Annotated in this window: 28 protein-coding genes; 16 read left to right on the top strand and 12 right to left on the bottom strand. The window is 54.0% G+C overall.

What is annotated here, in order from left to right; genetic code table 11:
- Positions 1-120 precede the first annotated feature (120 nt).
- From ACH50O_RS19105 to ACH50O_RS19095, 3 genes are all read right to left on the bottom strand, one after another.
- The gene (locus ACH50O_RS19105; RefSeq protein WP_446809336.1) at positions 121-402 is read right to left on the bottom strand and encodes an antibiotic biosynthesis monooxygenase; all 282 of its coding nucleotides are present in this window, start codon (positions 400-402) and stop codon (positions 121-123) included.
- Between the two features lie 63 nt (positions 403-465).
- Positions 466-1389: a sugar kinase gene (locus ACH50O_RS19100; protein ID WP_446809335.1), complete on the bottom strand. Its 924-nt coding sequence runs from the start codon at positions 1387-1389 to the stop codon at positions 466-468.
- Complete coding sequence (locus tag ACH50O_RS19095) at positions 1386-2408, bottom strand: SPFH domain-containing protein (RefSeq protein WP_446809334.1); 1023 nt, start codon at positions 2406-2408, stop codon at positions 1386-1388. Before ACH50O_RS19095 ends, ACH50O_RS19100 begins: the two co-directional genes overlap by 4 nt.
- A 77-nt stretch (positions 2409-2485) precedes the next feature.
- Between ACH50O_RS19095 and ACH50O_RS19090 the strand changes: the two genes are divergently transcribed.
- Positions 2486-3259, top strand: coding sequence for an NUDIX hydrolase (locus ACH50O_RS19090; RefSeq protein WP_446809333.1), 774 nt, complete (start codon positions 2486-2488; stop codon positions 3257-3259).
- Positions 3260-3607 carry a hypothetical protein gene (locus ACH50O_RS19085; RefSeq protein WP_446809332.1) on the top strand — a complete coding sequence of 116 codons (348 nt, stop codon included), beginning with the start codon at positions 3260-3262 and terminating at the stop codon, positions 3605-3607.
- Positions 3608-3688: 81 nt separating this feature from the next.
- On the opposite strand, the gene ACH50O_RS19080 is transcribed toward ACH50O_RS19085, so the two are convergent.
- From ACH50O_RS19080 to ACH50O_RS19070, 3 genes are all read right to left on the bottom strand, one after another.
- On the bottom strand, positions 3689-4591 hold the full coding sequence (locus ACH50O_RS19080) for a 3'(2'),5'-bisphosphate nucleotidase CysQ family protein (RefSeq protein ID WP_446809331.1): 903 nt from the start codon (positions 4589-4591) through the stop codon (positions 3689-3691).
- A gap of 10 nt (positions 4592-4601) precedes the next feature.
- Positions 4602-5579: a phosphotransferase gene (locus ACH50O_RS19075; RefSeq protein ID WP_446809330.1), complete on the bottom strand. Its 978-nt coding sequence runs from the start codon at positions 5577-5579 to the stop codon at positions 4602-4604.
- Between the two features lie 86 nt (positions 5580-5665).
- Entirely contained in the window at positions 5666-6100 is a 435-nt protein-coding gene (locus tag ACH50O_RS19070) for an SRPBCC family protein (RefSeq protein WP_446809329.1), read from the bottom strand.
- A 228-nt stretch (positions 6101-6328) separates the two neighbouring features.
- Here ACH50O_RS19070 and ACH50O_RS19065 point away from each other — a divergent pair, with 228 nt between their 5' ends.
- From ACH50O_RS19065 to ACH50O_RS19050, 4 genes are all read left to right on the top strand, one after another.
- Positions 6329-6895, top strand: coding sequence for an NADPH-dependent FMN reductase (locus ACH50O_RS19065; protein ID WP_446809328.1), 567 nt, complete (start codon positions 6329-6331; stop codon positions 6893-6895).
- A 23-nt stretch (positions 6896-6918) separates the two neighbouring features.
- Positions 6919-7596, top strand: a complete 678-nt coding sequence (locus ACH50O_RS19060; protein WP_446809327.1) for an HAD-IA family hydrolase — start codon at positions 6919-6921, stop codon at positions 7594-7596.
- Between the two features lie 174 nt (positions 7597-7770).
- On the top strand, positions 7771-8631 hold the full coding sequence (locus tag ACH50O_RS19055; protein WP_446809326.1) for a TIM barrel protein: 861 nt from the start codon (positions 7771-7773) through the stop codon (positions 8629-8631).
- A 3-nt stretch (positions 8632-8634) separates the two neighbouring features.
- Positions 8635-9249 carry a YqiA/YcfP family alpha/beta fold hydrolase gene (locus ACH50O_RS19050; RefSeq protein ID WP_446809325.1) on the top strand — a complete coding sequence of 205 codons (615 nt, stop codon included), beginning with the start codon at positions 8635-8637 and terminating at the stop codon, positions 9247-9249.
- A gap of 30 nt (positions 9250-9279) precedes the next feature.
- Here ACH50O_RS19050 and sseA read toward each other — a convergent pair whose 3' ends face one another.
- Entirely contained in the window at positions 9280-10164 is an 885-nt protein-coding gene (gene sseA / locus ACH50O_RS19045; protein ID WP_446809324.1) for a 3-mercaptopyruvate sulfurtransferase, read from the bottom strand.
- 88 nt (positions 10165-10252) lie between these two features.
- On the opposite strand from sseA, the gene ACH50O_RS19040 reads away from it, so the two are divergent.
- The 8 genes from ACH50O_RS19040 to ACH50O_RS19005 all read left to right on the top strand — a co-directional run bounded on the left by ACH50O_RS19040 (position 10253) and on the right by ACH50O_RS19005 (position 20817).
- Complete coding sequence (locus ACH50O_RS19040) at positions 10253-11560, top strand: DUF3422 family protein (RefSeq protein WP_446809323.1); 1308 nt, start codon at positions 10253-10255, stop codon at positions 11558-11560.
- Positions 11561-12081: 521 nt separating this feature from the next.
- The gene (locus tag ACH50O_RS19035; RefSeq protein WP_446809322.1) at positions 12082-12468 is read left to right on the top strand and encodes a hypothetical protein; all 387 of its coding nucleotides are present in this window, start codon (positions 12082-12084) and stop codon (positions 12466-12468) included.
- Positions 12469-12887: 419 nt separating this feature from the next.
- On the top strand, positions 12888-14786 hold the full coding sequence (ftsH, locus tag ACH50O_RS19030) for an ATP-dependent zinc metalloprotease FtsH (protein WP_446809321.1): 1899 nt from the start codon (positions 12888-12890) through the stop codon (positions 14784-14786).
- Positions 14787-14950: 164 nt separating this feature from the next.
- Positions 14951-16492, top strand: coding sequence for a TolC family protein (locus ACH50O_RS19025; protein ID WP_446809320.1), 1542 nt, complete (start codon positions 14951-14953; stop codon positions 16490-16492).
- Positions 16493-16609: 117 nt separating this feature from the next.
- A complete protein-coding gene (locus ACH50O_RS19020; RefSeq protein ID WP_446809319.1) occupies positions 16610-17080 on the top strand; it encodes a MarR family winged helix-turn-helix transcriptional regulator in 471 nt (156 codons plus the stop codon).
- 41 nt (positions 17081-17121) lie between these two features.
- A complete protein-coding gene (locus ACH50O_RS19015; RefSeq protein ID WP_446809318.1) occupies positions 17122-17391 on the top strand; it encodes a YtcA family lipoprotein in 270 nt (89 codons plus the stop codon).
- A gap of 16 nt (positions 17392-17407) precedes the next feature.
- Complete coding sequence (locus ACH50O_RS19010; protein ID WP_446809317.1) at positions 17408-18565, top strand: efflux RND transporter periplasmic adaptor subunit; 1158 nt, start codon at positions 17408-17410, stop codon at positions 18563-18565.
- Positions 18562-20817 carry an FUSC family protein gene (locus tag ACH50O_RS19005; protein WP_446809316.1) on the top strand — a complete coding sequence of 752 codons (2256 nt, stop codon included), beginning with the start codon at positions 18562-18564 and terminating at the stop codon, positions 20815-20817. Before ACH50O_RS19010 ends, ACH50O_RS19005 begins: the two co-directional genes overlap by 4 nt.
- Here the strand turns inward: ACH50O_RS19005 and fba are convergent.
- The 4 genes from fba to ACH50O_RS18985 all read right to left on the bottom strand — a co-directional run bounded on the left by fba (position 20795) and on the right by ACH50O_RS18985 (position 23214).
- Positions 20795-21805, bottom strand: coding sequence for a class II fructose-bisphosphate aldolase (gene fba / locus ACH50O_RS19000; protein ID WP_446809315.1), 1011 nt, complete (start codon positions 21803-21805; stop codon positions 20795-20797). The genes ACH50O_RS19005 and fba overlap by 23 nt on opposite strands.
- A 279-nt stretch (positions 21806-22084) precedes the next feature.
- Complete coding sequence (locus tag ACH50O_RS18995) at positions 22085-22324, bottom strand: hypothetical protein (protein ID WP_446809314.1); 240 nt, start codon at positions 22322-22324, stop codon at positions 22085-22087.
- Between the two features lie 2 nt (positions 22325-22326).
- Positions 22327-22602, bottom strand: a complete 276-nt coding sequence (locus tag ACH50O_RS18990) for a hypothetical protein (RefSeq protein WP_446809313.1) — start codon at positions 22600-22602, stop codon at positions 22327-22329.
- A 144-nt stretch (positions 22603-22746) separates the two neighbouring features.
- Positions 22747-23214 carry a ProQ/FinO family protein gene (locus ACH50O_RS18985; protein ID WP_446809312.1) on the bottom strand — a complete coding sequence of 156 codons (468 nt, stop codon included), beginning with the start codon at positions 23212-23214 and terminating at the stop codon, positions 22747-22749.
- Between the two features lie 525 nt (positions 23215-23739).
- Here ACH50O_RS18985 and ACH50O_RS18980 point away from each other — a divergent pair.
- On the top strand, positions 23740-24024 hold the full coding sequence (locus ACH50O_RS18980; protein ID WP_446809311.1) for a hypothetical protein: 285 nt from the start codon (positions 23740-23742) through the stop codon (positions 24022-24024).
- A 63-nt stretch (positions 24025-24087) separates the two neighbouring features.
- On the top strand, positions 24088-25164 hold the full coding sequence (locus tag ACH50O_RS18975; protein ID WP_446809310.1) for an alkene reductase: 1077 nt from the start codon (positions 24088-24090) through the stop codon (positions 25162-25164).
- Positions 25165-25277: 113 nt separating this feature from the next.
- Here ACH50O_RS18975 and ACH50O_RS18970 read toward each other — a convergent pair whose 3' ends face one another.
- The gene (locus tag ACH50O_RS18970; RefSeq protein ID WP_446809309.1) at positions 25278-26699 is read right to left on the bottom strand and encodes a mechanosensitive ion channel domain-containing protein; all 1422 of its coding nucleotides are present in this window, start codon (positions 26697-26699) and stop codon (positions 25278-25280) included.
- Between the last annotated feature and the right edge of the window lie 33 nt (positions 26700-26732).

Raw genomic sequence — 26732 nt, 5'->3', positions numbered from 1 at the left:
AGCAATCGATGCGCCGGCAATCGCCATTCGGTTCCCGTAACGCCTTACCCCGCAAACTGAGTAGCGGGGAACGGGAACCCAAACGGGCTAAAGTCTCACCAAAAGCCAGCTTGTTTGCAATTACAGCACGCCGCTCTCGATCTGCTGCAGATAAATAAACTCCGGCGCTTTTACTCCGGCAGTCTTCCTGATTTCCACCAATTCCGGCGACTCAAAAAATTGCCGCGCATGCGCCAGCGAGGACCATTGCGAAAAATGCACAATATTATTCGCATCGCGGTCGTGGCGCAGTAACTGGTAGCTAATCTCTCCGGCGTTTTTTCTCATCGCCGCTGCTTGATCGAATACCACCTTCCAGGCCGGATAAGATTCGACTTCATGAATTATCAGCACATACTGCATAAACGCTCCGGTTGCGGATTATCGGTAAATATTGCATCTGTTCAACGCAAATAACCAATATGGTTAAACGATCAATTGGCCTTGGGTCGCGGCCAAACCTATCGTTGCCACGGTGCCGGAATTGAACGCCAGAAAATCGGTTTCGATGCCGTCGGAGAAAATCACGCCGTTTTCCGGCATCTGCGACTCCAGGGTCAGCGGCGTTTCGGGAGTGATCGCGCCGAATACCAGGTTAACGCCGGTGGTCCGGCTCGGAAACGGTTCGCGCACGGTAAATTGTAAACGTCTTTCCTGCCAGGCAAAACCGTCTTTGAGCGGGTGAGAATCGCTGCCGGCCACGCTCATCGCTCCGGCCAGGATGGATTGAAACCAGCCGGTCGAGCCGAAGCCGGTGGAGACAATAATGCCCGACGACGATTGGATTTCCCGGCGACCGTCCCACGACAGCAGGTAACGCGCCGAAGTGTGGCTTCTCGGACCGATGAACAAATCGTTCACCGCCAGCATACGTTGACCGTCGTTGGTTTTGGCTTCGGCGAAACTGATGGTTTTACAAGCCGATTTACCGGCCACCGTGCGCGTCACCGCGGCGGATAAATCGCCAATTTCGAACGGCAGCAGTTTGCCGTCCCAGCGCCCGGGATCGGGGTTAATGGCGATCACCGGCTGCCCATCCAGATATTTCAGGGTGTTGGCTACCAGTCCGTCCTGACCGACGGTCACCACAATATCCGCCGGTGAGAACTGGTAATTGGGCAACAGGCGGCGTTCCAGCAATTGAAAGCGGCCCAAGGCTTTCAAAATCCGTTCCGCTTCTTGCAAGCGGCTTTGATACAGATCGTGTTCGTCCAGATAATCCTGGGCATCGACCTGATTGTGCTCCAGGTAAAAGCGGGCTTGCGGCCAGGTATTGAAACGTTCGATCAGCTCCTGCAGCCGGGTTTTACGCGTCACCAGAATGAACCGGTATTGCAAACTGCCGCTCATGCCTGCCCCGCCCTTTTCAGCATTTGCCCGAACAAATCAGGCGCGATGTTCAATTCACCGATTTTGCCGGCGTTTTGCGCCAAGGATTCGAAGGCCAGCGCCAGTAATTGTTGCGGGTCCATTTGCGCCAAGGCCATGGCCTTGAGGTTTTCCACCGGCAACTCCCTAAACGCCTTCATGCGTTCGCTAATCGCATAGGCTTCCGCATCGGCTTGCTGACGGCTATTCTCGCTGTGCAAAGTCACCAGCTCCTTGCGTTGGGTTTCGGCGGCGATCTCGGCTTGTAATCGCTCGCGTTCGGTTTCGACCTTGCCGCGCTGAATGCTGCGTTGGTTCAGAATCCGCGATTCCTCTATCTCCTGCTCTTTTTGCTGCACCGACAATTCGGTTTGCAGTTCGGCTTCCTTGATCGTGCGCTCCTGTTCAACCGCGGATTTACGCCGGTCGTAAATGGCGTCGTCGGCTTCTTTCAAAATCGACTCTCGCGCTTCCGCTTCCAGGGCCCGGGCGGTTTCCGGAGTCGGTTGCACGGCGCTGATCGAAACATCCAGCAAGGCTATGCCCAATGCCGCCAACGGCGAATCCGCGGTCAGTTGCTCGCGCAGTATGGCAACCAAGCTTTGCCCCAGTTTCAAGGCCTCTCGCAGACCGGTGGTTTGGACTTTATTTTGCACGATGGATTGCACGACGCGAATTACCCGATCCGACAGCTTCAACGGATCTTCCGAAACATAACTGATGCCATCGCTTTTCAGGCTGAAATTCAGCATGTCGGCCATGGTTTCCGGCGCCGCCACCCGATAGGCGATTTGGCCTTGTACGGTAACCGCCTGAAAATCGGCGGTCAGCAGCTTGAAAATAAACGGCGCTTCCTGGGCACTGACCGGCACCGCCGCGATGGAGGCGGTGGCCGCGTTGTAGAAAAAACTCAAGCCCTTGCCGGTTTTCCGCACCTTGCCGTTCACGGTTTTGATAACAAAGGTTGAAGAGTCCGCTTTGAAATATTGTATGCCTAACATGGTATTGCTCCTATTTGTGTCGTAAAGTCACTTAAGGCAAATAGTGACTTATAGACATTAATATGTCAAGCTTATAAGTGACAAAAAGACACCAATATTTGCGACAATGCCCGTTTTTAAAAATCGCCCCGGATACGATGGACGAAGACCAGTTTTTAGCCGAATACGATAAGCGCCGCTACGACAGCCCGCTGCTCAGCGTGGATGCGGTGTTGTTTACTTATCACGAAGACTGTTTGAAAGTATTGCTGGTACAGCGCTCCACCCATCCTGAGCTCGGAAAATGGGGCCTGCCGGGCGGCTTTGTCGATTTGCGGCAAGACCAAACCCTGGAAGATACGGTGCGGCGCAAACTGCAAGAGAAAACCGGCATCGAACCGCCGTATCTGGAACAACTGCAAAGCATAGGCAATGCCGAACGCGACCGGCGCGGCTGGTCGGTGACAATCGCTTACACGGCATTGATGGCCTATCGAGCCTGCGCGGCGCATGTTGCCGGCGTGGCCGATGCGCAATGGCTGGCGGTGGATGCAGTCAGCCGGATGGATTTGGCTTTCGATCACCAAATCATCATCGATTTGGCCAGGGAGCGCATGCGGCAAAAAGCGCTGTATTCGATCGTGCCGGCTTATGCGCTGCCGGAAAGCTTTACGCTGCCGGAGCTCCAGCATTTGCACGAAGTGTTGATCGGCAAAAGCTTGCAGAAAAAATCCTTTCGCCGGCGCATAGAACAAGCGGAGCTGTTGATAGACACCGGCGAAAAACGCTCGGAAGGCGGCCGGCCAGCGGCCTTGTATCGGATGAAACAAAACGCCGGCAGTTACACTTTTGTGCGAAATTTGGAAGATTAGATGCGTTTGGCAAATGTCCGAAATACGCCGGACTATCGCCATACGCCTATTCGCTTCGCGTTAGGCGAATGTTCTCTAGGCTCGATTCTGCTGGCAGCCAGCGACATCGGCATCCGCGCGATTGCTTTGAGCGACGATTCCCGCGATTTAGCCAAGACCTTGCGAGATCGCTTCCCGCAAGCCGAAGCGATAGACGATAGTATCTTCGGCCAATGGCTTAGCCAAGTCGCCGAGTTTGTCGAAGCGCCGGCTATCGGTCTGGAGTTACCGCTGGACATTGGGGCACCACTTTTCAACGAAAGGTCTGGCAAGCCTTGCGCGAACTACCGGCCATCCGCTCAAACGTAGAATTGTCCGGCTATCGCTGGGGTGTGCCGCGTAAGGCCGAATACTGCGCCGGGAGAGCCTAGCATCGCCGCCCCGCTGATATTAGGCACGCCCGCTTTGTATCAGTCTCTGGTATGCCAATATCATCCGCGCAGCCATCGCGCGGTCGGCGCAATACAACACGCCGCAATGGTTCATATAGGTGGAGCCGGCGGGATTTAATTCCAGCGGCTCGCCGTGAATATCGCTGACCACAGCGCCGACTTCCTGAAACAGGCAGCTGGTAGCCGCATAATCCCAGATGCTGCCACCTCCCAACTGTGATTTGGGAAATTTAAAATAGCAGGCCGGCGGCTTGTCCAGCACTTGACAAGCATTCATGGCCGCACCGCCTTGTAATTTTATCTCTGCGCCGGCATAACCCAAATCGGCGGCAATGCACGCCGCCTCGGCCTGCAGGGGCTGATAAAGCGGGTCTTGAGCGAAGCTTTTATCGGAGATTAAAACCAGCGTCTGCGCCGCCGACGGTGGAGCCGGACGAGCCAAGGCACGATGATTACGCCAAGCGCCTTGTCCGTTAATGGCGTGGTACAGAGTTTGGGTCAGCGAATCGTAAATCACGCCGATAAGCGGCATACCCGCTTTGGAAACCAAGGCGATCGACACCGAATAGCCGGGCACCGCTTCGATAAAGGGTAAGGTGCCGTCCAAAGGATCGACGCTCCAGAAAAAATCCTTATGCAAACGCCGGCGGTCATCCGGGCTTTCTTCCGACAACAGCGCCAAATCGAACATGCCGCAGGTCGGCTGCAAAACCTGCATAATGATCTGCTGGCTCAAATGATCCACTTCCGTCACCACCTGGGCGGCCAAACTGCCGCCGCCGTCTTTGGTGTTTACCGCAACCGACCGTTGCGAGTATTCGGCAATAAGATGCCCGGCCTGACAAGCGGCCGAGATCGCGCACTGACCGAGTAAAAATAAATCATCCGCGGATAAACGCATCGCTGTTCCTTTAATTTTTCCGTAACTGGGCCAGCACTTGTCCGGCCAGATATTCGCTGTAGCTGTAGCTGTCGCCGGGCCAATGCCCGGGACTCCAGCCTTTAAGAAAACGGTGAAAATCGGTCCAGGCGAATGGATAGAGTGCCCGCCAATCTTGCGCCACCGCATCCGCATCGACAGCTTTTTGTTTGGCGCACAAAGCTTGCCGCAATGCTTGAAAGTACAGGTCCAGCAACTCGCTCTCCCGGCGCCGGCACTCGTCTCCATCCAAACAACTGTCTATGAAATATGCCACGTCCTTGATACCGCAGCCGCCGCCGACGTACTGAAAATCCACCGCCGCAACCGCCCGGCCGTCTTGGGAAAAGCAAAAATTCGCCAGTTTGGCATCGCCGTGCACGAAGGTTTGATAAGGGCTATCGCGCAATTTTCGGTCTATCGCCGGTGCGGCACTTTTTAACGCGCTATCTTTTAATGCCAGCAATTCGTCGGGCCGGGTTTGCAAATGCCAATAGGTCCCGGTGGGCCATAAGCCTTTCGCTTGCTCGCCGATGAAGGTTGCATGAAAATTCGCCAACCAGTTCAGACAGGCGCGTATCTGCTCGGCGCCGGCCGCCGAACAACGCCTTGGAAACCCGGCGGCGTCCAGGTCTTCCAACACGATCACAACTTCGTCGCCGAAGGTATCGGCTCCCAGACAAGCCGGTACTCGACAATCGGCAGCGCAAAACCGGCTCCAATCAAGATACCAGGCGGTTTCGACCTGATAGGAACGGACTTTGCGCCGGTGCGAGACCTTATCAGCGGCATGGCGACCATGGTTCGACAATTTCACATGCTTAACCACCACGCTTAGCCTATCGCTGCCGGTCAGGCCGTAGCGGACTATGTCGCCGTAACCGCTCCATAAACCTTGAATCCGTGCCAGCGGCCGCGCAGTTTCGGCACCGGTGGCCCGCAAAATCAGATTGCGAATATTGTTTTGCATGTTAATTGAACGGTTTCCGGAATTAGATAAGCTATTCTAGTCGCTACGGCGTGCGCCTTTGCCACGCCGGCGGGCGGTAACAACGGTCACAATCTCTCGGCTTCGCGTTTTAGCACTTCGTTCATGGCGATAAAGCCTTGCTTGGTTGCGCCATCCAGCGAGGCATGAAAAAACGGTACCAGAATCCCGGAGAATATCTCGCCGTGACGAAAGACCACGCCGCCTGCCGGCAGGTCTTCGATTGCGAAATAGTGCTCGCCGTCGAACAATCCGGGCAGCAAAAGCTTACCTCGCCAACGAAGTTCGCGGTTGCGGTTTATCTTGATCAGGGTTGGCCGGAATCGCATGCCTTTGCTACCCGGCGGCTGGATGGATACATTTAGCGTCTTGCCGATTTCCAGACTACCCTCGATAGCACGAATAAACGGATTCCAACGGACGTGGGCAGGAAAATCGACCAACAACGACCAAACTTTTTCGGCGGTGGCGGCAATTTCGATCCGAGTTTCGAGTATGTGCATATTGCGATGTCCAAGGTTCCTAAAACGTAGGGCTCAAGTTTAACGGTTTACCCGTAGAATACGTCGGGCTTAGTGCCTGAAATTATAACGCCCTCGTGTACCGAATTTGACCCGCAAACCACGGACGCCAATGACTCTCGATATTTTCATCGCCGCCACCGGCACCAAAATCCAGGCCTGCTTTTCGGCCGCCGCAACTTTGCCCGGCATGCGGAATCTAGTTTATTTATGAAAATACTGGCCCTCTCCGGCAGTTTGCGGGCGATGTCCGTCAATTCCGCCATATTGCGCACGCTAAGCGTTTTGGCGCCGGATTCGATCGACGTTTGTTTGTTTTCCGCGCTTGGCGATCTACCCTTATACAATCCGGATTTGGAAAACGCGCCTCCGGCTGTCGCGATCCAATTCCGCAACGAAGTGAGCTCTGCGGATGCGTTGCTGATCGCCAGCCCGGAATATGCCCACGGCGTTACCGGCACCATCAAAAATGCGCTGGATTGGTTGGTAGCCTGGGAGGGATTTTCTTACAAACCGGTCGCGGTATTGAATGCATCGCCACGCGCCCATCATGCTGACGCCGCACTCAGGGAGATCTTGATCACGATGTCGGCAACGCTGATCGAAGCGGCATCAATCACCTTGCCGCTGCCGAGCGCCAATATTGGAGAAGAAGAACTGAGGTCTTCGCCGGAAATAGTCTCCGCACTGCATCAGGTATTGGCGGCAATCGAACACGCGGTGAACGACTTCTTGGCGATTGTCCCAATCTCTACTGTTGGTACCGCGGATACATGAGCGGCATTTGCGTAATTTTCGACTTGGACGGTACGCTGGTTGACAGCGAAGGACTTTGCAATCAAGCATTTCTCGATCTGCTGCCGCAGTTGGACGACACCCAACAGAGCTTGACCGAACGCTATCGCGGCCAAAAATTAGCGCCGATTCTTGCGGATCTGGAACACCGTCTGCGCCTGAAACTGCCGGACACATTCGAACGGGACTATCGCCAGCGCGTTGCGGAACTCTTCGCCAGCGATTTGCGGCCCATGCCCGGCGTTTTGGAAATGCTCGAAGCAATAACTTTTCCAAAATGCATCGCCTCCGGCGGACCGCTTTCGAAAATTCATCATGCCCTGAAAATTAGCGGCCTCGCACCCTATTTTGCAGACAACATCTTCAGCTCATACGAGGTGGGCTCTTGGAAGCCCCAGCCCGATTTGTTCCAATTCGCAGCCCGTGCGATGGGCTTTATTCCCGCGCAATGTGCGGTTATCGAAGACAGCGACATTGGAATTGCGGCGGCCACAGCGGCCGGGATGAAAGCGTATCGGTATCAGGGAAACGGAAACGGCAACGCCTCCTCGTATCGGGCAGAGCATGAAATGCAATTTCAGGATATGTTGCAGCTTCCGCAACTGCTCTCTGACTTCGCTAGTTTAATATCGACACCTGACCTGGCTTTTCCGGGCCAAACTCCGGAGAAGGCCGATTTTTAGCCGGTGCTTATATCCCAAGCCCCCGGCTTCGATGCGATGCAGACATCAATCCGCAATTTGCCGGTTACCTCGGCATAAGGCTTATATAGCCGGCCGATTGCGGCAGCAAATTGAGTTGCTTTAGAATCCGGCCACCTGAAAACCTCTGTTGCAAATAAATATTAGGAATCTGTCATGACATTTCCCAAATCGTTGGAATACGGCGGTCACGCCTTGGTCTGGTCCGGAGGTTGGACGCCGGAAGGCGCGCGTAAAGCCATCAGCGGAGCGGCCCGGGCCGGTTACGACTACATCGAAATTGCGCTGTTGGACCCATGGCAAGTCGATGTCGCGTTAACCAAGGATTTGCTACAGGAATTTAACTTACGCGCCCATGCCTCGCTGGGTTTGTCCGCCGGCACCGATGTCACCAGCACCAACCCGGCGATTATCGCCAACGGCGACGCACTGTTACGCAAGGCAACCGATGTGCTTCACGCGATTGGCGGTACGGAATTGTGCGGCGTGATCTATTGCGCGTTAGGCAAATATCCGGGCCCCGCATCCAAAGAAAATCGCGCCAATTCGGTGGCGGCCATGCAGCGTCTGGCGGATTACGCGGCGGATAAAGGCATCAATATCGATCTGGAAGTGGTGAACCGCTACGAAACCAACATCATGAATACCGGCATCGAGGGCTTGGCGTTTCTGGACGAAGTGAATCGGCCCAACGCCTATTTACACCTGGACACCTACCATATGAACATCGAAGAAGACGGCATGGAAAAATCCGTGCTGGCCGCGAAAGACCGGTTAGGCTACGTGCATATCGGCGAGAGCCATCGCGGCTATTTGGGTACCGGCAATGTCGACTTCGCAGCGTTCTTTAATGCTTTGCGGAAAATTAATTATCGAGGGCCGATGACGTTTGAGTCTTTTTCCTCGGAAGTCGTCGATCCCAATTTGTCCAATACGCTTTGCGTCTGGCGCAATCTCTGGCACGACTCCGATGATTTGGCCGGGAAAGCGCTGAGCTTCATAAAGGAACGTTATTAAGCGATGAAGAAAGTCATTATTTATCTGCATGGCTTTAACTCCGCGTCCAGCGGCTTGGACGGGAAGCTGCTGGTGGGCAAGGAGAAACTCCTTGTCATGCAGCAATTCTGCTTGGAGCACGATATGCTGTTTTTTACCCCGAATGTCGATTACCGCGATTTTCAAAATCTGGTCGAGGACATGTTATTCGAGTGGAATCAATTTCTTGATCAGGGTTACGACGCGGTCTTCATGGGCTCTTCGATGGGCGGATTTGCCGCCGAATACCTGGCCATGAAAACAGGCAGCAAGGCCATCATGATCAATCCGGCTATCAGCCCCAGCGCATTATTACCGCGGTTTATCGGCGTAACCCGTAACTACGAAACCCGCCAGCCTTACGATTGGCAGCGGAAACACTGCGATCAATATCCGCGGTATGAACAGGAACTAGCCAACAACCGGCTGGCAATAGACCGCACCATTTTGTTGGATATGGCCGACGAGTTGCTCGACGCCGCCAAGACCCAGGCTAAATATAAAACTATCGCCAATGTCATCACGTTTGCCGGCGGCTCGCACAGTTTCGAACATATGCGGCAGGCCTTGCCGATCATTGAACGCGAACTTAGCAACTGAGGGCGTAGTCACTGCAAAGCTTAAACCGGATTAGCCCAGCGTTTGCCGAGGTAAATCCGGCCGCCGCCCCCATTCCGCCCAAGAGCCGTCGAACATCGGCACGTTGCGGATGCCCATTTGATACAGCGCCAATAGCAATAAAGCCGCCGAAACGCCCGAACCGCAAGTTGCAACCAAAGGCTTGGCGCAATTCACCGCCTGGTCCGCAAAGATTTGCTGCAAACTTGCCACCGGCAGTAAGGTGTGGTCATGGCCGGCGAGCAAATTTTGATAGGGGATGTTGATACTGCCTGGAATATGTCCTGGTTGCAGGCCTGTATCGCTTAGCGGACGCTGACCGTTAAAGTTGTCCGCGGAACGGGCATCCAATATTTGTTTGCTGCCTTGCTGTTGAATCTGTTGCATCTGGGCTAAATCGACCAATAGTTCCGGACAAAACTTAGCGTTAAAAACTTTCGGCTTAGGCCGGACCGGTTCGGCAGCCAGCTGAAACCCAAGCTGCAGCCAGCGCTTCAAGCCGCCGTCAAGGACCTTGACTCTATCGTGTCCGAACACCCGAAACATCCACCAAGCCCGGGCCGCGGCAAAAAAGTGATTGTTGTCGTAAATCAATACCCAAGTCCGGTTATCGATGCCCAATTCTCCGACTTGCCGAGCGAACTCATCGGCATTAGGGAGCGTATGCGGCAGCGGATTGTTTAAGTCGGCCACGGCGTCGATATCGAAAAACCGGGCGCCCGGAATATGCCCCGACTCGAATTCCCGCCGGGCATGCCGTTGCTGCCTGGGCAGGAAAAAGCTGGCGTCCAGAATAATCAAATCGACACGCGCCAGATTCTGTCGCAGCCATTCGCAACTGACCAAGCCGTCGTCGTGATTGAGGTCGATTCTGTCGAAAAACCAAGCTTTAGCCATATAAAATCAAGGGTCGATGCAAGATGAACTATTCAGAGCGCGGCCAAACGCTGATAAAGTATACCCATCCCTATTGAGCAGAGTACTCGTGACCACTTTATTTCCAATTCCCCCCAATCATCCGCAGCGCTTTGTGCTGCACAACGAAGTCCATGCCAGGGCCTCGTCGATTCTGAGTTTGCCGGTCAGGGCCAGTTATCTGGCGTTGTCGCTGTCGAGCGACGAAAAAATGCAGGAACGTCAGCACTTGAAAGCCCTGTGCGAACGCTTTGGCGCCACGCCGCCGGATCAGGAGGGCGACCATTTTAGCGCCAGCTTCGATGCGTTTCAGATGAGCTGGGAGCAACACGGCGAGTTCAGCACCTATACCTTTTATGCCTACGACACGGATGGAGAACCCTTTGCGGACCCGGCCTTAAAAAAAGTCCCGGTGGATTGGCTATCGCAGATCGGCGGCCAAGTGATCGTTGCCGCGCACGCCAGCGTGGTATCCGCCGCGGAGGTTAATTACCAGGACGAAATGGATTTATCGCCGCTGACGGCCTACTTTGCCGGCAACCCTATTGTCGGCTCCAAAGTGACCGGCGGCGCCGCTGCGGTTTTCACCGATTTTCGTATCCACGTGGACGGCTTCAGCCGGTTTCTGGTGGTGAATCAAAATTTGAGAACCGCACAGGCCGGCCGCTTATTACATCGCTTGTTCGATATCGAAGTTTACCGGGTCATGGCGCTGCTGGCCTTCCCGATTGCGCGCAAGCTGTATCCGGAATTGAAGAAGGCCGATAGACAGTTGTATACCATCACCAACTCCATGACGCAGCCAACTAACGACGACGCCAAATTATTGGACGAACTGACGGCATTGGCGGCGGAAGTCGAGAACCATATTTCCACCCATCAATTCCGTTTTGCCGCCGCCAGCGCTTACTATCAACTGGTCGGTCAGCGTCTGGAAGACTTGCGCGAAGTGCGTATCCAAGGCATTCAAACCTTGGGCGAATTCATGAAACGCCGCCTGGAACCGGCGATGCATACCTGCAATTCGGTATCCCATCGTTTTACGCTGGTTTCCGAACGCGTCAGCAATGCCAGCCAGTTGTTACGCACCAAAGTCGACATTATTATCGAACGGCAAAATCAGGGTTTGCTGTCGTCGATGGCCTTGCGGGCGAAAATGCAGTTACGTATGCAACAAACTGTCGAAGGCATTTCGATGGTGGCAATTACTTATTACGCCGCAAATTTGATCGGTAAAATTGCCGAGGCGCTGCACAGCGTTGGCTGGCATGTTGACGCCAGTCTGGTTGAAGGCGTATCGATTCCGTTTATTTTAGTCATCATCGCCATCAGTACCAAGAGAATCCATAAAATTATTGCCAGCACTACCGATTCCTAGGTTTTTACTGTCGGCCTCGGTCAATCGGATAGTTTGACTGCGGCCCCCGCTTGGTAAAGTCCCGCGCCCTTAGGTCTATATTCTTCATTCACCGTGCGGCTAAGGCCGCCGGTTAACGTAACTTGCGGACTCGAATTTTCTCCGCCCGTTTCAGCGTCACGCCGCGACCTTCGACAGATCCCATTCACGCCCTGTTTTAACCCTTCCCATCTTCCGCATAAGCGCACGACTCCAAGTGTGGCGATTGTTTGTTAAGACTTCATGTAGTCGCCCGCCGACACAGCATATTCCCGTGCCGACGAAGCTCATCTAAATACCGACAACGAAAGAAAGTGTGATGCATTTCTTACAATTAGTTTTAATTAGAATTAATAAAGTTCTAATCAAAACTAAATGCTGATAAACTTTGTTCACTCTCCCTGATCTGCTTGCAAGCCAGGGTTAGGTCTAGTTTGCTTTAACCCCAACGAGTCCGTCTGACTCTTAAATTAATTTTGTTCGTGTTTAGCAAGGTTTTCGTCATGCCATCATTCAAAAATTTCTTATCTTCCGCCATAGCCATCACCTTTATCAATGCACTGTCTTTTTCCGCCGCTGCGGCCACTTTTAGTCATGAAGAAGTGAGGGCGGCGCTGGAAAGCACTATTGCCAAAGTCAAAGCCTCCATCTCCGCCGTCGAAAGCGGTGCGGACCAAGAAACCGTGGCCGACCTGGTAAGCAATGCCAAACAACAGCAAAAGGACATTGAGAATAACGATCTCGAAGTCAAACGCCAACAAGCCGGAAAGCGCTTGAATACCGCCTGGAAGGCAGCACGCGGCGGCGATTTGCAGTTGGCCGGCGAATCGTTGAGAGACGCGTTAAGCCGCTATGAAGAAATGCAAAAAATTTACGTTTCCAGCCACTAGGCGGTCGAATGTCAACCGATCGGCTCATCCGGCGGCCTTTTCTTCGGCGCACAAAATAGGGGCATGTTGTGCCCATATCGACAATAACATTCGAAACGCGCATCGTTAAAGTCTTTGTATTTTTACGCGCTGCTTCGCGAATAACATCAGTACTCTTGCCGGGTATGTATTGGGCTTGAACCTAAAGTGCGAGGCGCTTCCTGCCCTGGAAAAGAAAAAGATCGAATTGCCAACGCAGCAAGCGGAGACGAGGAATATTCTTATATCGCGCTCGGTGGCACACTTACTGCTGGGTATTGGTATCGAACAAGCATTGTCAACTTTCGCTTTGCTCGATTCGGAATTCATCCGGGTATATACCCGGTTCATACACTACATATGAACCGGGGCCTTGCATCCAATAATTGGAGATTGCAATCATGAAAAAGCTAATAATCGCGCTATCCGTAATGGCTGGAATCGCTATCGTGCTGTTTGCGGCATTCAATCCCACGCTGCCGGTTTACAACTCGCAGTACGACATATCCTATTCGGATTTTATCAAGGACGTACGCAGCAAATCTGTTGCTGAAGTTGTGATAGACGGCAGATCGATCAATGGCCATCGCCATAACGGAACCCAGTTTGCCACTTACAATCCCGGCGATGCGCGGATAATTGACGATTTGTTGGAGTACGACGTAAAAATCAAGGTTGAGAGACCGGAAAACCAGTCAACCCTGACGCAACTACTTTTCTCATGGGCTCCCACCTTGCTGCTGATCGGCGTTCTAGTGTATTTCATGCGCAAGCAGCAAATGGGTGCCGGCGGGCAAAACGGCTTCGGTAAAAGCCGCGCCAAATTGATGACGGAAGATCAGGTCAAGGTGCGCTTCAATGACGTGGCCGGCGCCGAAGAGGCCAAACAGGATGTGGCGGAAATGGTCGACTTCCTGAAAGCCCCGGGCAAATACGAAGCCCTAGGGGGCAAAATTCCGCACGGCGTATTGATGGTGGGGCCTCCCGGTACCGGTAAAACTCTATTGGCTAGAGCGATTGCCGGCGAAGCCGGCGTGCCGTTCTTCTCGATCTCGGGTTCCGACTTCGTGGAAATGTTCGTCGGCGTCGGCGCCTCCAGGGTGCGGGACATGTTCGAGCAAGCTAAAAAACGCGCGCCCTGCATTATTTTTATCGACGAAATCGACGCGGTCGGCCGCCAACGTAGTACCGGCGGCAATATTGGCGGCGGTGAAGAGCGCGAACAAACCCTCAACCAACTATTGGTGGAGATGGACGGTTTTAGCGGCAACGAAGGCATCATTGTCATTGCCGCGACCAACCGGGTCGATGTGCTGGACAACGCCCTGCTGAGGCCGGGCCGCTTCGATCGCCAGGTCCAGATCGGCCTGCCGGACATCAAGGGCCGCGAACAAATTCTCAAAGTTCACGCCGCCCGGGTGCCCTTGGCCGACGATGTCAACATCAACGATCTGGCGCGCGGCACTCCCGGTTTTTCCGGCGCCGAACTGGCCAATCTGATTAACGAAGGCGCCTTGTTCGCCGCCCGCAACAACCAGCGGGAAGTGACAATGCACGACTTGGACAACGCACGCGATAAAACCATCATGGGTGCCGAGAAACGCACCATGATCATGAGCCGCGAAGAATTGTTGATGACCGCTTATCACGAGGCCGGCCATGCCATCGTCGGCCGCTTGGTACCCGAGCACGACCCGGTTTATAAAGTCAGCATCATGCCGCGCGGCGGCGCTTTGGGTATTACCATGTTTTTGCCGGAACGCGACCAATACAGTGCCAGCAAGGACAAACTGGAAGGCCAAATTTCCAGTCTGTTCGGCGGCCGCATCGCCGAGGCCTTGATTTACGGCAAAAACAAAGTCACCACCGGCGCCTCCAACGATATTCAGCGCGCTACCCAGTTGGCGCGCAATATGGTCACCAAATGGGGCTTATCCGATCGCCTGGGCCCGATAGATTGCGGCGACAACGAGGGCGGATTTTTGGGCTCCAACAAACCGATGTCGGAACAAATGGCACGTCTGATCGATCATGAAATACGGCAAACGTTGGCGCATAATTACCACCGCGCCGAAACCATCCTGAAAACTCATCTGGATATTCTGCACAACATGGCGCAAGCCTTGTTGGATTGGGAAACCCTGGATAAATATCAGATCGACGAGTTGATGCAGGGCCGGATGATAGCACCGCCGAAGGCTGTCGAACATGTAACGCGGCGCAGAGACAATAGCAAATTGCCCGAACCGGCGGCGGCTGAAAATACGCCGCCGCTCGGCAAAATTCCGGCACTGTCCTAAGCTCGGGGCCGGGCCGAAAACAATTTATCGAACGCTTGCTTGCTGGCCCTGAATAAATGGTAGAGTTTGGGGCTGTAGCGTTCAAATCGACCCGGCCGGATTGATTGATTGATGACCAGGGGATATTTTCTAAATTTAGTGTGATTCCACAACCCCATAGAAGCTTGAATAAATTTGTTTTAAATTTGGCTCCGGCGCCCTGTTTGGCGCAAGGCTATTGCGGCGGGGCGATGGCGGCATTGATACTGTTGACAGCCTGTACCGTGCCTAATCCTGCTCCGCTCGAAGGAAATTATCCGGTACCTACCGCCAAGCAAACTGTTTCCTGGCGCGACTATCAAGCTAAAAATAGCCCTGCGTTCGTTACCTCCGGCTCTCCGGCCGTAGATAACGGTATCGATACCAAGCAAGTCTACGATTTGCCGGCTCTGGTGGATTTGGCTTTACACACGCATCCCGAAACCCGGATTAGCTGGGAGGAGGCAAAAGCCGCCGCCGCCCGTTTGGAAAGAAATCGCAGCAGCTGGTACCCAACCCTGACGGCAATGGCGTTCGGCCAGCATTTTACAACCAGCTTCCCCATACCCGGCAGCGCGCTGGTCAGCAGCGGATACTCCTCTCTCGCCAGTTTGGATTTGGCATGGACCTTATTCGATTTCGGACGCCGGGAAGCTTTGGTCGATGCCGGCGCGGAGCGGCTGAGCGCGGCTAATTTTGCCTTCGACCGCAAACATCAGGAAATTGCCTATCGGGTCGCCAGCAGCTTTTTTGCCTATCAGGCTGCCTTGGCCAAGGTAACGGCGGCGCAGCAAACCTTCGAGTCGGCAAAGACCAATGCCGACTCGGTTCAAGCCAAACTCAAACAAGGCCTGGCAACAAAACCCGACTTATTGCTTGCACTGCAAGAGCAGGCAAAATCCAGTTACGATCTGCAAGATGCCCGCGGTTCCGTCACGCAGGCGCGGGCCGATTTGACAATGAGCCTGGGCGTTTCCCCGTCTTACAGCCTGCAGCTGGTAGACCTGAGCAAACTACCGTTGCCGGCCGAACTGGCGCAATCGGTGGAAAAAATCGTCGATCAGGCCTTGGAGCGGCGTCCCGATTTGCTAGCGCGCCTCGCCGAATTGCGCGCCCGCGAAGCGGACGTGAAGAAGGCCAGAGCCGAATTCTGGCCCAAAGTCTCATTGCGTGGCATGGTCGGCAATCAATACTGGGGCAATGTGCATACCAAGCCGCCGGGCAACGAAAGTTATTCCGCCAACGCCATGGTCGATACGGCCATGTTGAATGTGGAATGGACTTTGTTCGACGGCTTTGAACGCAATAATGCCGTACGGGAAGCGGAGGCCAAACAAGCTGCCTCCCAAGCCCAGCTTGAGACCATGCGCCTGGAAATTATGCGAGACATCTGGAAAGCCTATGCCGACACCAAAACCGCGCTGGAAAAACGCGAGTTTGCGCTGGCGCTTCTGAAAGCCGCCGAAGAATCCTATGCGGCAACTCAAGAATCCTACACTCACGGTTTTTCGACGGTGATAGAACTGCTGTCGGCGCAAAAGGATCTGGCGCGCGCCCGTTATACCGAAATCGATAGCCGAGCGACTTTATTACGCTCCGCGGCAACTCTGGTTTATGTGTCAGGCGAACAAAGTCAGGATGCTTCGCCCGAGGACGGCGGAGCCTGGAGCGGCCGTGTTGCCCCCTGACAAGCGAACGTTTCGATTACACGGCCTCGGATTTCCCCAAGCCATTCCCAGGTTTTTCTTGAGCGTAAATAGGCTTATAGCTATTATCGAATTCTAATTAGAACAATTTTTTGCATTATGTCCTCCACCTCAACTTTTCCTACCGTGCTACGCCAGTTACTCCGCACCCACCAAGCGTTTCTGTCTTACGCGGCCAAGCACGTGCACCGGCTTGAATTAACGCTGCCCCAATACGATGTGATCATCACGCTGGGTAACACACCCGGCATGCAGCCGAAGAAACTCGGGGAGGAAACTTTGATTACCAAGGGCACGCTCACGGGGGTTGTCAGTCGCCTGGAGGATAAAGGGCTAGTGGAAAGATCGGCCTCGAAAAAAGACGGCCGCAGCCAGATCATACGCTTGACCGAAGCCGGTCGCGCTGTATACGAACAGACTTTCCCGGAGCATTTGACCCATATCGGCCGCCTCTTCGATGAGTACGCGCCCGAGGAAATCTCAAAGCTGGAAGCGGATTTGCAGAGGTTGCATCAAGCAGTCGTCACCGCTCGCGGCGATCATATCGAACAACTCGATGATGAATTCTAGCGCAGGAGTACGGAAATGATCATACGTTTTAGGCTAAACGCATGATGGTCACAGGGCAATTACGCGACAGGTTTTTACTGGCGAGTCTCTCGATTTTCCTGACCGCTTGCGACCCGATGCTGAGCTTGGAGGGTTCGTTCTGGCCGGCATGGATAATCTGTATCCTAACTGGGCTGGGCACCAGCATGCTGCTGATGTGGCAATTGGTGCACTACCGCTTGGCGCCCTATTTGGGACCGCCGTTATTAATCGCTCCCAGCCTGTGGGCCTTATGCACCTTTATCATCTGGTTGCTATTTTATTCAACATGAAAGCGATGGTTTTTTGATGGAAAACAGTCAAATCGATAGCCGAGGGTTAAGCCTCAAAAACCGGATGTTGCTCGGTCGCGCCATCGGCATCGTCATAGTGCTGGGTGCGGTAGCGACCGGCTCTCTGGTTTGGCATATCAACTATCAAAATCCGCGTACCAACGACGCAATGGTGCGGGCCAACATTGTCGGCATCGCGCCGGAAGTCAGCGGCCGCATCGTGGAACTGCATGTCGAAGACAATCAATACGTCAAACAGGGCGATTTGCTGTACGCGATCGACCCGCGGCCCTATCAGGCCAGATTGGACAAAGCTAAGGCCGAGTTGCTGCTCGCGGAAAAAGACGTCGATTCGCGGCGAGCCTCCAGCGGTTCCGCCGAAATCGCCATCGAACGCCTGGAGCACCAGCGCGCAGCCGCCAATGCCGAAGTCAAAAGAATCGAGGCGGAAGACGAATATCTGCATAACTATCTGGAGCGCCTGGAACCCTTGGCCGATAAGCAATACGTCACCACCGATCAGCTCAAGCAGGCGCGCTCCCGCTACACCGCCTCGCGCGCGGAATTGGCGGATGCCCGAGCCAAAGAGCTGTCGGCGCGCAGCGCGATCGAAGAAGCCAAGAGCGACAGCCGGCGGGCGGTATCCTTGATCGCCCAGGTCGGCGATGTCAACGCCCGCATCGAAGCGGCCAGAGCCGTCGTCACCGCCGCCGAACTCGATCTGGAGTACTGTTACGTGCGTGCGCCGTTTAACGCTTACGTCACCAACCTCAATACTCGCGAGGGCGAATATGCCAAGGCCGGCGCGCAAATGTTCGCATTGGTCGACGACCGCCACTGGTATGTAATCGCCGACTTCAAGGAAACCTATTTGAAGTCGATCAAGCCCGGCCTGGAAGCCGAGGTGTTTTTGGTCGGTTATCCCGGCAAACGTTACCGGGGCGTAGTGACCGGTATCGGCTGGGCCAATTCGCCCGATAATATCAAGCAACAAGGCGTGTTGCCGGAAGTGCAGCGCACCTTGAACTGGGTGATCCTGGCATCACGTTTTCCGGTGCGAATCGAGATAGAAGAACGCGACCCCGAGCACCCCCTACGCATGGGCATGACCGCGTTTGTCACGGTACGCGACCGGCGCCCGGCGGAAACCGGTAAAGCCCTGCCGCCATCATGAACAGCGGCGACAGCCGCCGGGTTTCGAGTCCGCACCCAAAACACAGCCGGCTTTGGTTTGGCACCAGCCTAGGACAGTTTCTCAAGGCGGAACTCAAGGATTCCCCGGCACGGCGTGTTGCCGCCATGCGCTTGTTTGCTGTGTCACTAACCATAGCGCTAGTCAGTCAAACCCTGCATATCCCGCCCTTGGGGGCCATTTCGATACTGATTTGCTTGAGCTACGATGCGTATGCCAATGCGGGTCAATCACTGGCGTTTGGCGTGCGTCAGCTAGGCTATCTGCTCGTCACGACCTTGGTATCGGTATTGACGCTGATGCTGGCCGGCAACGACCCCTGGCTATTGCTAGCCCTGTCTTTCGTCATATTGGCGCTGTCCCTGTTTCATGCCCGCTTGATCGCGTGGCCCACGGGCATTGCCTTATGGTATTCGGTGGCGGTGCTGTACAGTCCCAGCACGCCCGGCGAAAATATTTACCACGCTTTATGGAATATCCCGATCATTGGGGTACTGGCGCTGGGTACCTGGACCGTGGTGCATCTGACCGTCAAACCGCAAGATCCGTTAAAACTGTTAAAGGCGGATATCGGGATACAACTGGCGGCGGTGGAATACATTTTCAGCGCGCGCCTGGCCGATGCCGGGGCGCACGGCCCCAGACCGGAGGCACCCGCGCATGCCGCCGCCGGCAGCCTCGGCAAGCTGCTGGGATTACTGGCCAACGCCGAACTGGTACATCCCGCTTTACACGAACGCCACCAGACTTATCGGGCGCTGTTGCTGGAAATAGACGGTCTTCGCCAGTTGGCGGACTGGCTTAATCAAGTCCTGGCGGTGGAATATCGGGCCCAGCCGATGACGCCGGAAAAACTGAATGTCTATCGGGCTTTGCAAAGCGCCTGTGCCCGATTGAGGGAAGGTCTGGCGGAATCGCGCGATGTATCCGGAGAAATCGCGAACTTGCTAAATGACGAGGTGTTGCAAAATTATGCGCGGGAAACCAATCCGTCGCTGTTGACCGCCTTGTGGCGCGCCTTACAGCGCATTGCCGGGTTGATGCGGGCTTTGCATCAACCGATAACCGCCGCTGACAGTAAGGATATCGACCGGGAGTCCGACGACAACCCGGAACGCAGCTGGTTGCCGGCCTGGTTTGCTTACGAATTTTGGGCAACGCATGCCGATAGCGTGCAATTCGGCATCAAGTTCACCCTGGGCGCGATACTGTGCATGCTGATCGTGGAAAGCCTGGGCTGGCCCGATATCAATACAGCCATTCCGACCTGTCTGGTCGCCGCGCAAACCAGTCTTGGCGCAGACTATCGGCTCTCGCTGTTGCGGGTGTCGGGCGCCGCCGTCGGCGGGATCTGCGCTTACTTTTACGTATCGTTCTTCCAATCTCAGCTCGATACTATCGTCGGCTTTGCGTTCGCCACAGCGCCATTCTGGGCACTGGCGGCCTGGATTACCGCCGGCAGCGAACGCATCGCCTACCTGGGCCGGCAGCTTGGTTTTTCGTTTGCGTTGTTTGTGCTGCACGATTTCGGCGCGGTCACCGATCTGTATCTGCCGCGCGACCGGGTCATCGGTATTTTGCTCGGGCTTATCGTGATGGGCGTTATCGATTACGCGCTGTGGCCGAGGCGCTCGATTGTGCTGGCGCGCCACCATGCCGTATCGGCGTTGCGCACGCTCGCCAGCTTCACCAAGCGCTTACCCGATGTCAGCCATCTGCTGAACTACACCTTGCCATTGCGGTTGTCGGCGGAAAAAGATCTGGCGGTCGCTCAAGACCTGTTAGCCCACGCGGTATTGGAACCGGATGCGCGTTTGCCGGAAAAAGTTCACGAAAGGGCCGCGCTTAGAACACTTATCAGGGATACCAGCCATCTATCGGGCTTGTTGCAAGTCAGGAAACGCTATCGCTTACTCAGCGGTCAGCGATTCAGTCATTTTCCCGAAGAATTGCAACAGCTTAGCCGGGCGTTCGATGCGGCGCTGGCAAACGCCCTGGAGCTCGTCGCCAAGCGTCTGCAGGGTGAACAGCAGGTCGCCGGAGTCGAACTTGCCGGCTATCAGGCGCGTCTACATCAAAGCTATATCGATCATCATCGTATCGACAGTTTGGCCGACGATTTAGCGAGGGAATGGGAGTTGCGCTTTATGCTGGATCAGCAAATCGTGGAGCTGATAGAACATATCGACAAAACAGTACTGGCTACTGTTTTCAATCCGCCTTATAGCGTGTAAGCATTTCGCGCAATGGCACCGCTTTGATTTTTCCGGCGTGACCGGCGGAGCCAAAGGCTTCGTAACGCGCTTGGCAAAGGGCTTGCATCGCGTCCCGGGCCGCTTGATACGTTTTGCGGGCATCCAGTTCCGCTACATTTTCCGCTTGGGATAAAAATCGGCGCATCGCGCCAGTCGAGGCCATGCGCAAATCGGTGTCGATATTGACTTTACGGACGCCGTATTTGATGCCTTCCACAATTTCCGCTACCGGCACGCCATAGGTTTCCGGAATTTCGCCGCCATAGTCGTTGATGACTTTCAGCCAATCTTGCGGCACCGAACTGGAGCCGTGCATCACAAAATGCATATTCGGCAGGCGTTGCTGCAAGGTTTTTAAGCGGCTGATCACTAAGACTTCGCCGGTGGGCGGCTTGCTGAATTTGTAAGCCCCATGACTGGTACCGATGGCCACGGCCAACGCGTCGATTTGGGTTTGCTTGACGAATTCCACCGCTTCGTCGGGATCGGTCAGCAACTGGCTATGATCCTGGTTGGCTTCCAACGAACCCAGGCAGCCTATTTCCCCTTCAACCGATACCCCGCAGGCATGCGCCATCTTCACCACGGCACGGGTAACGTCAACGTTATATTCAAACGAGGCGGGCGTTTTCATGTCATCCAGCAACGAACCATCCATCATCACCGAACTAAAGCCGGATTGAATCGCTTGGGCGCAGATGGCCGGGGTGGGGGCGTGATCGCGGTGCATCACCACCGGAATATGCGGGTATTGTTCAACGGCCGCCAATATTAAATGACGCAAAAACACTTCTCCGGCATAGCGATTCGCACCAGCCGAACCTTGCATAATGACCGGACTATCGCAGGCATCGGCCGCTTGCATGATGGCTTGCACTTGCTCCATATTGCTGATGTTGAATGCCGGCACGGCAAAGCCGTGCTCCGCCGCATAATCCAAAAGTTGTCGCAATGACACTAAAGCCATGTTCGGCTCTCCTTAACGTTTGCTTTATTTTAGGTGTTGCCTCATCACAGAGGCGCCAAAGTATGGTTTGGGGAGGAAGCGGGGCACTTGGGTTAAAACTGCCCAATTCAAGATGGCGCATAGTAATGCGATTAAGTTGAATAAGCCAGAGCGACTAGATCGAATGTCGGAAATTCGAGAATAAAGGCGCGTCTAACTATCCGGTAAGCACGCGGATAGCACTAACCGCTGTTGATCCGCCGAGTAGCAGTATTTACGGCCAATTAAACCTCGCTCGGCTTAATGAAACCCATGATGACCGTGATGCCCCCAGCCGCCATGGCGGCCATAGCCCCATCCGCCTCGGTACATCGGCACGGGTACCGGTACAACCGCAGCGGAATATCCATAACTATATCCGTAACCACCGTAGGGGACATAAGTGGCTGGATACGGATCGGCGTAGGGTGCGTAGGCCACACAACCGCTCAATAACATCAAACCGAACGCAAAAACCATTACACGCAGTATCCGTTTCATGACTACCAGCCGCCTCTGGCATGACGGTCAAATCGCGGCATCGGTATTGGTTGCCGATAGCTAAAGCCGCGCACCGGCGGCAACCCGTAATATTGTGGAGGCGCCGGGTAATAACCCATCCTGGGCGGTACCGCATATCCTCTGTAGTAGGGGTTATAACCATAGCCCACGTCATCGCGGAAATGGCGATGATGATGTCGGCCGTGCCAATCATCGTGTGCAACTGCCGCGCTGGAAAAGAAAATACTGATTGCCAATACTGCCAAGACCCTGAACATACATCCTCCTATTTGGATAGTTTTCAGTTGCGGCGGATTGTTCTCCAATTGGCTTAAAAATCACTTAATTGGCAATTTTCTTTTTATGTCTGTACCTTTACCTGAAACGGCGGCATACCTTAAACGATCCTATCTCGTCGGTTGCTAAGCGCCTTCCGCAGACGGCGCCTCCACTTCCTGAGACTTTTTCTTCCGCCCCAACTTCAACTTACTTGCTTGGTCGGCATCGATTTTAGTCACCAGCCCAGCGGCATTACCGAGCAAATCGACTCTGACCGCATCTTCCGTCAGGCAATCCCAGTAACGATTGCCCCAACACCAAGCTTTTATCGCAGCGCGTAATTCATTCTTATTGGTGCCTAGCTCGGTCGCTTGTTCCAAAATATCTTTATGAATACCGATTTTCAGCGGTACTTTGGCGGCGGGTTTTTTCGGGAAAGCCAGAGGAAACTTCTTTTGCAGCAAGCCGATGACAGCCAATAGCGGATCGACCTTACCGGACTTTTTAACCGTTGTACGGTCGTCGGCTTTCTTTTGCCGTTTTGTCTCTTTCTCAGCTGCCGCTTGTTTTACCAGTTCGTCTCTGAGGGATGCCAATTGTTCAAATCCCATAAATTATCCACGCATGTATTAAGGAATAAGAGAAATTGTACATCGAGAATCCTCAGACCAGTAAAGCAATCGATTTTTTACTCCATGACGCCGTGACGAATTTCCGGGAACCAGCCTTCGCCCGCAAACGATTACTGCCGAACGCACGCAAATCCATTCGCTAACCGTACTTAGGTAGAATAGCCAGCTTCCGGCAGCATGACCAGCCCCCCTGTTGCCGGTTCTGTAGCAGACGCCCGATCGCCTCCAAGTCGATTGAGGGGAAATAAATCATGCTCCCATCAAAAACCATTCCCCACGTCCCCAAATCATTGCATATCGGGCGAGAAACAAAATGTAAAACGCATCGGGTTCAAGATAATAGCGAGATGCCGGAAATAGGGCTTGGCAACGAGGAGCCATCGGAATTTTTCATAATGTCCATGCTATTAAACCGATAAAATCCAGGCAAATCGGCAGCCGGCACTTGACTATGTGATAATCGGCGCGTGATGATTCATCATCGCGCCAAACTGGAACCAATACATGTACTCATCATCGGACGAAACCGGCATCATCACTGCTTATATAGAAAAATTGGAAGAACAGTCTATCCCACGAGCCTTAGCCCTTAAAAAACGGATTGAGAGCGGCGAGCTGTTAAATGAAATAGACATTATGTATTTTGAGGATCAACTGGCGAATGCGAGTAGCATGATGCCCATGCTGAAGCACCACCCGGAATATCAAAAACTGATTGCCGAATTAGCCAGCCTTTACCACGAAATTTCCGAACACGCCTTGAACAACGAGGTAAGCAATAAAAAGTGACTGTGATTAACTCATGCGGTTGGCGGTAGCAGCACTATGGAACGTAATTAAACAGGAGCATACATGAGCAGTTTGTTTGACCCCATCAAAGTTGGCGACATCAATTTACCTAATCGCATTGTGCTGGCGCCCTTGACACGTTGCCGGGCCAGCGCCGGACGCGTGCCTAACGCGCTGATGGCCGAGTACTACGCGCAAAGAGCCGATGCCGGACTGATGATAAGCGAGGCCACCAGCGTCTCCGCGCAAGGCGTGGGCTATCCCGACACTCCCGGCATTTGGTCGGAAGAACAAGTCGACGGCTGGACCAAGGTCACCCAAGCCGTTCACGCCGCCGGCGGCCGAATTTTTCTACAGCTTTGGCATGTAGGCCGGGTTTCGCACCCGGATTATCTCAATGGCGAACTGCCCGAGGCCCCCAGTGCGATTGCGCCATTGGGACATGTCAGTCTGCTGCGGCCCATGCGGGATTACGTAACGCCCAGGGCTTTGGACATCGACGAAATTCCAGGTATCGTCGAGACTTACCGCAAGGGCGCGGAAAACGCCAAACGCGCCGGTTTTGACGGCGTGGAAATTCACGGCGCCAATGGCTATCTGTTAGACCAGTTTTTACAGGACAGCACCAATAAAAGAAACGATGCCTATGGCGGCCCGATAGAAAATCGCGCCCGCTTACTACTGGAAGTGACCGATGCCGCGATTTCGGTATGGGGTGCGGGTCGGGTCGGCGTGCATCTTGCCCCCAGGGGAGACGCGCATACCATGGGCGACTCCGATCCTTTGCGCACTTTCGGCTACGTGGCGGAGCAATTAGGCAATCGCGGCATCGCCTTCATTTTTACGCGGGAATCGCTTGGCGAAAACCGTATCGGCCCGGATTTGAAAAAACGCTTCGGCGGCATACTGATCGCCAACGAAGGCTTTAATCGGGAAACCGCGCAGCAGGTAGTTGCGGCCGGCGAAGCGGATGCGGTTTCGTTTGGGAAAGACTACATCGCCAATCCCGATTTGGTCCGCCGTCTAAAACTGAATGTAGCTTTAAACCCTTATCATACCGATACTTTCTACGGCGCTCCGGGGCAGGACCCGAAAACGGGATATACGGATTATCCCAGTTTAGTGGCGGAAGTGGGTTAACAAGGAAAGCGCTTCTTAAACCTATTCTATCCGGCGCGGGGGTTAGGCATATTGCATGATCCTAGCCTCCGCGACAACCGAGATTACGGTTTGTCTGCAAAAAATGAAAGAGATCAATTCCCCCACAACTTCATAAGCCGGCTTTTTAGCCATGTGACCGGATTATTGTCGAATTCCTCGGGGAGCAAACCCATTTTTTTCAACGACGATTGACAGAGTCGAATGTATTCCTGCCGCTTCAGCATTTCTTCGCTTACCGCAGCCTTGATTCGCGGATAACGGCTTAACAGGTCCGCAAAGCAATCCTCGGGTATCGTAAACAAAACGACTTCGCCGACGGCGCGCATTGATGTCGGATAGGGAATCTTCAGGAGCAAGGGTAGCTCGCCGAAAAAATCGCGATGTTGCAGGCTAAACAAGCGCTGACTGACTTTCTCGTTCTCGAATATCGCATCGACCTCGCCTTTGAGCATGACGCAAAAAAATGGAAAGTATTCGTCCTGTTTAACCAAAATGTCGCCAGGATTGAAATAACGCGGCGAGCCCTTTTCAATCAGCTCGCGTATTTCCAGCTCATCGAAATACTGAAAATAAGGCAGTTCAATAAGAGCATTGTGTATGGACGGCATGCTCGCTGCGTCCGGCGAACCGTTGATCGGGTTGGCGGCCGCCTCCATGGCCGGGTAAAGGTTCCGGTTATTCGTCGGATGGTAGGGAATTTTAATGGCATGCAGCCGAAATAAGTATTCAATCCGAAAGTTTAACGCGCTTCTGATCAGGCTACGTTGATCGATATGATCGGTCCAAACCCAAAGTTCGAAATTCAACCCGATATCGCCAAAACCTTGAAGCAAGGCTTTGGGTGCCGGATCGCTTAATACCTTGGGTTCCTGGCCGGCGGCTTTCAATAACAACTCGGTCACCAATACCAGATTGCTCTGCTGTTCGACCACAAGCGGAATTTCAACCCGCCCACGCTTGGCTTGATTCCCCCATTTTTCCACGATATTGTTGGTGAGCTGAACATTGGGAATGATCAGCTCCGAACCTTGGAACGACGTAATCACGGTCGAGCGCAGAAAAATATCCCGGATGCGTCCTTCGCCACCCTCAAAATAAATAAGATCGCCCACTTTTAGTTTGCGTTCGCTCATCAGGGTAATGCCGCTGGCAATGTTCTTGGTGATGTCCTGCAAGCCGAAGCCGACCGCGACGCCCAGGCCGCCGAAAATGAGCGCCAGTGTCTCGAATTTGATGCCCATGACTTGCATGATCACTACGATACCAACCGCCAACAGCGTAAAGCCGGTGAGATTGGCGATCAGTTTGCGATCGCCTTCGTTGACAATCAGGCCGACCAACAAGCGCGTATTCAGGACATGGCGTATCCAGCGGACGACCAACAGCATCAGCCCTAAACACAGCGTGAATTTAGCCAACCAAATGACATTGACCGATTGCGTGCCCAGCGTAAATATTGGCGTTTCAAAAAATAGGAAAGGTTGGGACAGCAGAGCGGATGAATCGATAGCCATAAATTAACTTAGTTGTAAAAGCCGGAGAAATTG

This window comes from Methylomonas sp. 2BW1-5-20 (assembly GCF_052474515.1).
Note: the sequence above shows the minus strand (reverse complement) of the source record. Positions and strands in the feature narration are given on the sequence as shown.

Coding starts and splice junctions, on each gene's coding strand:
- ACH50O_RS19105 (WP_446809336.1), bottom strand. CDS start 402: ATGCAGTATGTGCTGATAATTCATGAAGTCGAATCTTATCCGGCCTGG.
- ACH50O_RS19100 (WP_446809335.1), bottom strand. CDS start 1,389: ATGAGCGGCAGTTTGCAATACCGGTTCATTCTGGTGACGCGTAAAACC.
- ACH50O_RS19095 (WP_446809334.1), bottom strand. CDS start 2,408: ATGTTAGGCATACAATATTTCAAAGCGGACTCTTCAACCTTTGTTATC.
- ACH50O_RS19085 (WP_446809332.1), top strand. CDS start 3,260: ATGCGTTTGGCAAATGTCCGAAATACGCCGGACTATCGCCATACGCCT.
- ACH50O_RS19080 (WP_446809331.1), bottom strand. CDS start 4,591: ATGCGTTTATCCGCGGATGATTTATTTTTACTCGGTCAGTGCGCGATC.
- ACH50O_RS19075 (WP_446809330.1), bottom strand. CDS start 5,579: ATGCAAAACAATATTCGCAATCTGATTTTGCGGGCCACCGGTGCCGAA.
- ACH50O_RS19070 (WP_446809329.1), bottom strand. CDS start 6,100: ATGCACATACTCGAAACTCGGATCGAAATTGCCGCCACCGCCGAAAAA.
- ACH50O_RS19065 (WP_446809328.1), top strand. CDS start 6,329: ATGAAAATACTGGCCCTCTCCGGCAGTTTGCGGGCGATGTCCGTCAAT.
- ACH50O_RS19055 (WP_446809326.1), top strand. CDS start 7,771: ATGACATTTCCCAAATCGTTGGAATACGGCGGTCACGCCTTGGTCTGG.
- ACH50O_RS19050 (WP_446809325.1), top strand. CDS start 8,635: ATGAAGAAAGTCATTATTTATCTGCATGGCTTTAACTCCGCGTCCAGC.
- sseA (WP_446809324.1), bottom strand. CDS start 10,164: ATGGCTAAAGCTTGGTTTTTCGACAGAATCGACCTCAATCACGACGAC.
- ACH50O_RS19035 (WP_446809322.1), top strand. CDS start 12,082: ATGCCATCATTCAAAAATTTCTTATCTTCCGCCATAGCCATCACCTTT.
- ftsH (WP_446809321.1), top strand. CDS start 12,888: ATGAAAAAGCTAATAATCGCGCTATCCGTAATGGCTGGAATCGCTATC.
- ACH50O_RS19020 (WP_446809319.1), top strand. CDS start 16,610: ATGTCCTCCACCTCAACTTTTCCTACCGTGCTACGCCAGTTACTCCGC.
- ACH50O_RS19015 (WP_446809318.1), top strand. CDS start 17,122: ATGATGGTCACAGGGCAATTACGCGACAGGTTTTTACTGGCGAGTCTC.
- ACH50O_RS19010 (WP_446809317.1), top strand. CDS start 17,408: ATGGAAAACAGTCAAATCGATAGCCGAGGGTTAAGCCTCAAAAACCGG.
- ACH50O_RS19005 (WP_446809316.1), top strand. CDS start 18,562: ATGAACAGCGGCGACAGCCGCCGGGTTTCGAGTCCGCACCCAAAACAC.
- fba (WP_446809315.1), bottom strand. CDS start 21,805: ATGGCTTTAGTGTCATTGCGACAACTTTTGGATTATGCGGCGGAGCAC.
- ACH50O_RS18995 (WP_446809314.1), bottom strand. CDS start 22,324: ATGAAACGGATACTGCGTGTAATGGTTTTTGCGTTCGGTTTGATGTTA.
- ACH50O_RS18990 (WP_446809313.1), bottom strand. CDS start 22,602: ATGTTCAGGGTCTTGGCAGTATTGGCAATCAGTATTTTCTTTTCCAGC.
- ACH50O_RS18985 (WP_446809312.1), bottom strand. CDS start 23,214: ATGGGATTTGAACAATTGGCATCCCTCAGAGACGAACTGGTAAAACAA.
- ACH50O_RS18980 (WP_446809311.1), top strand. CDS start 23,740: ATGTACTCATCATCGGACGAAACCGGCATCATCACTGCTTATATAGAA.
- ACH50O_RS18975 (WP_446809310.1), top strand. CDS start 24,088: ATGAGCAGTTTGTTTGACCCCATCAAAGTTGGCGACATCAATTTACCT.
- ACH50O_RS18970 (WP_446809309.1), bottom strand. CDS start 26,699: ATGGCTATCGATTCATCCGCTCTGCTGTCCCAACCTTTCCTATTTTTT.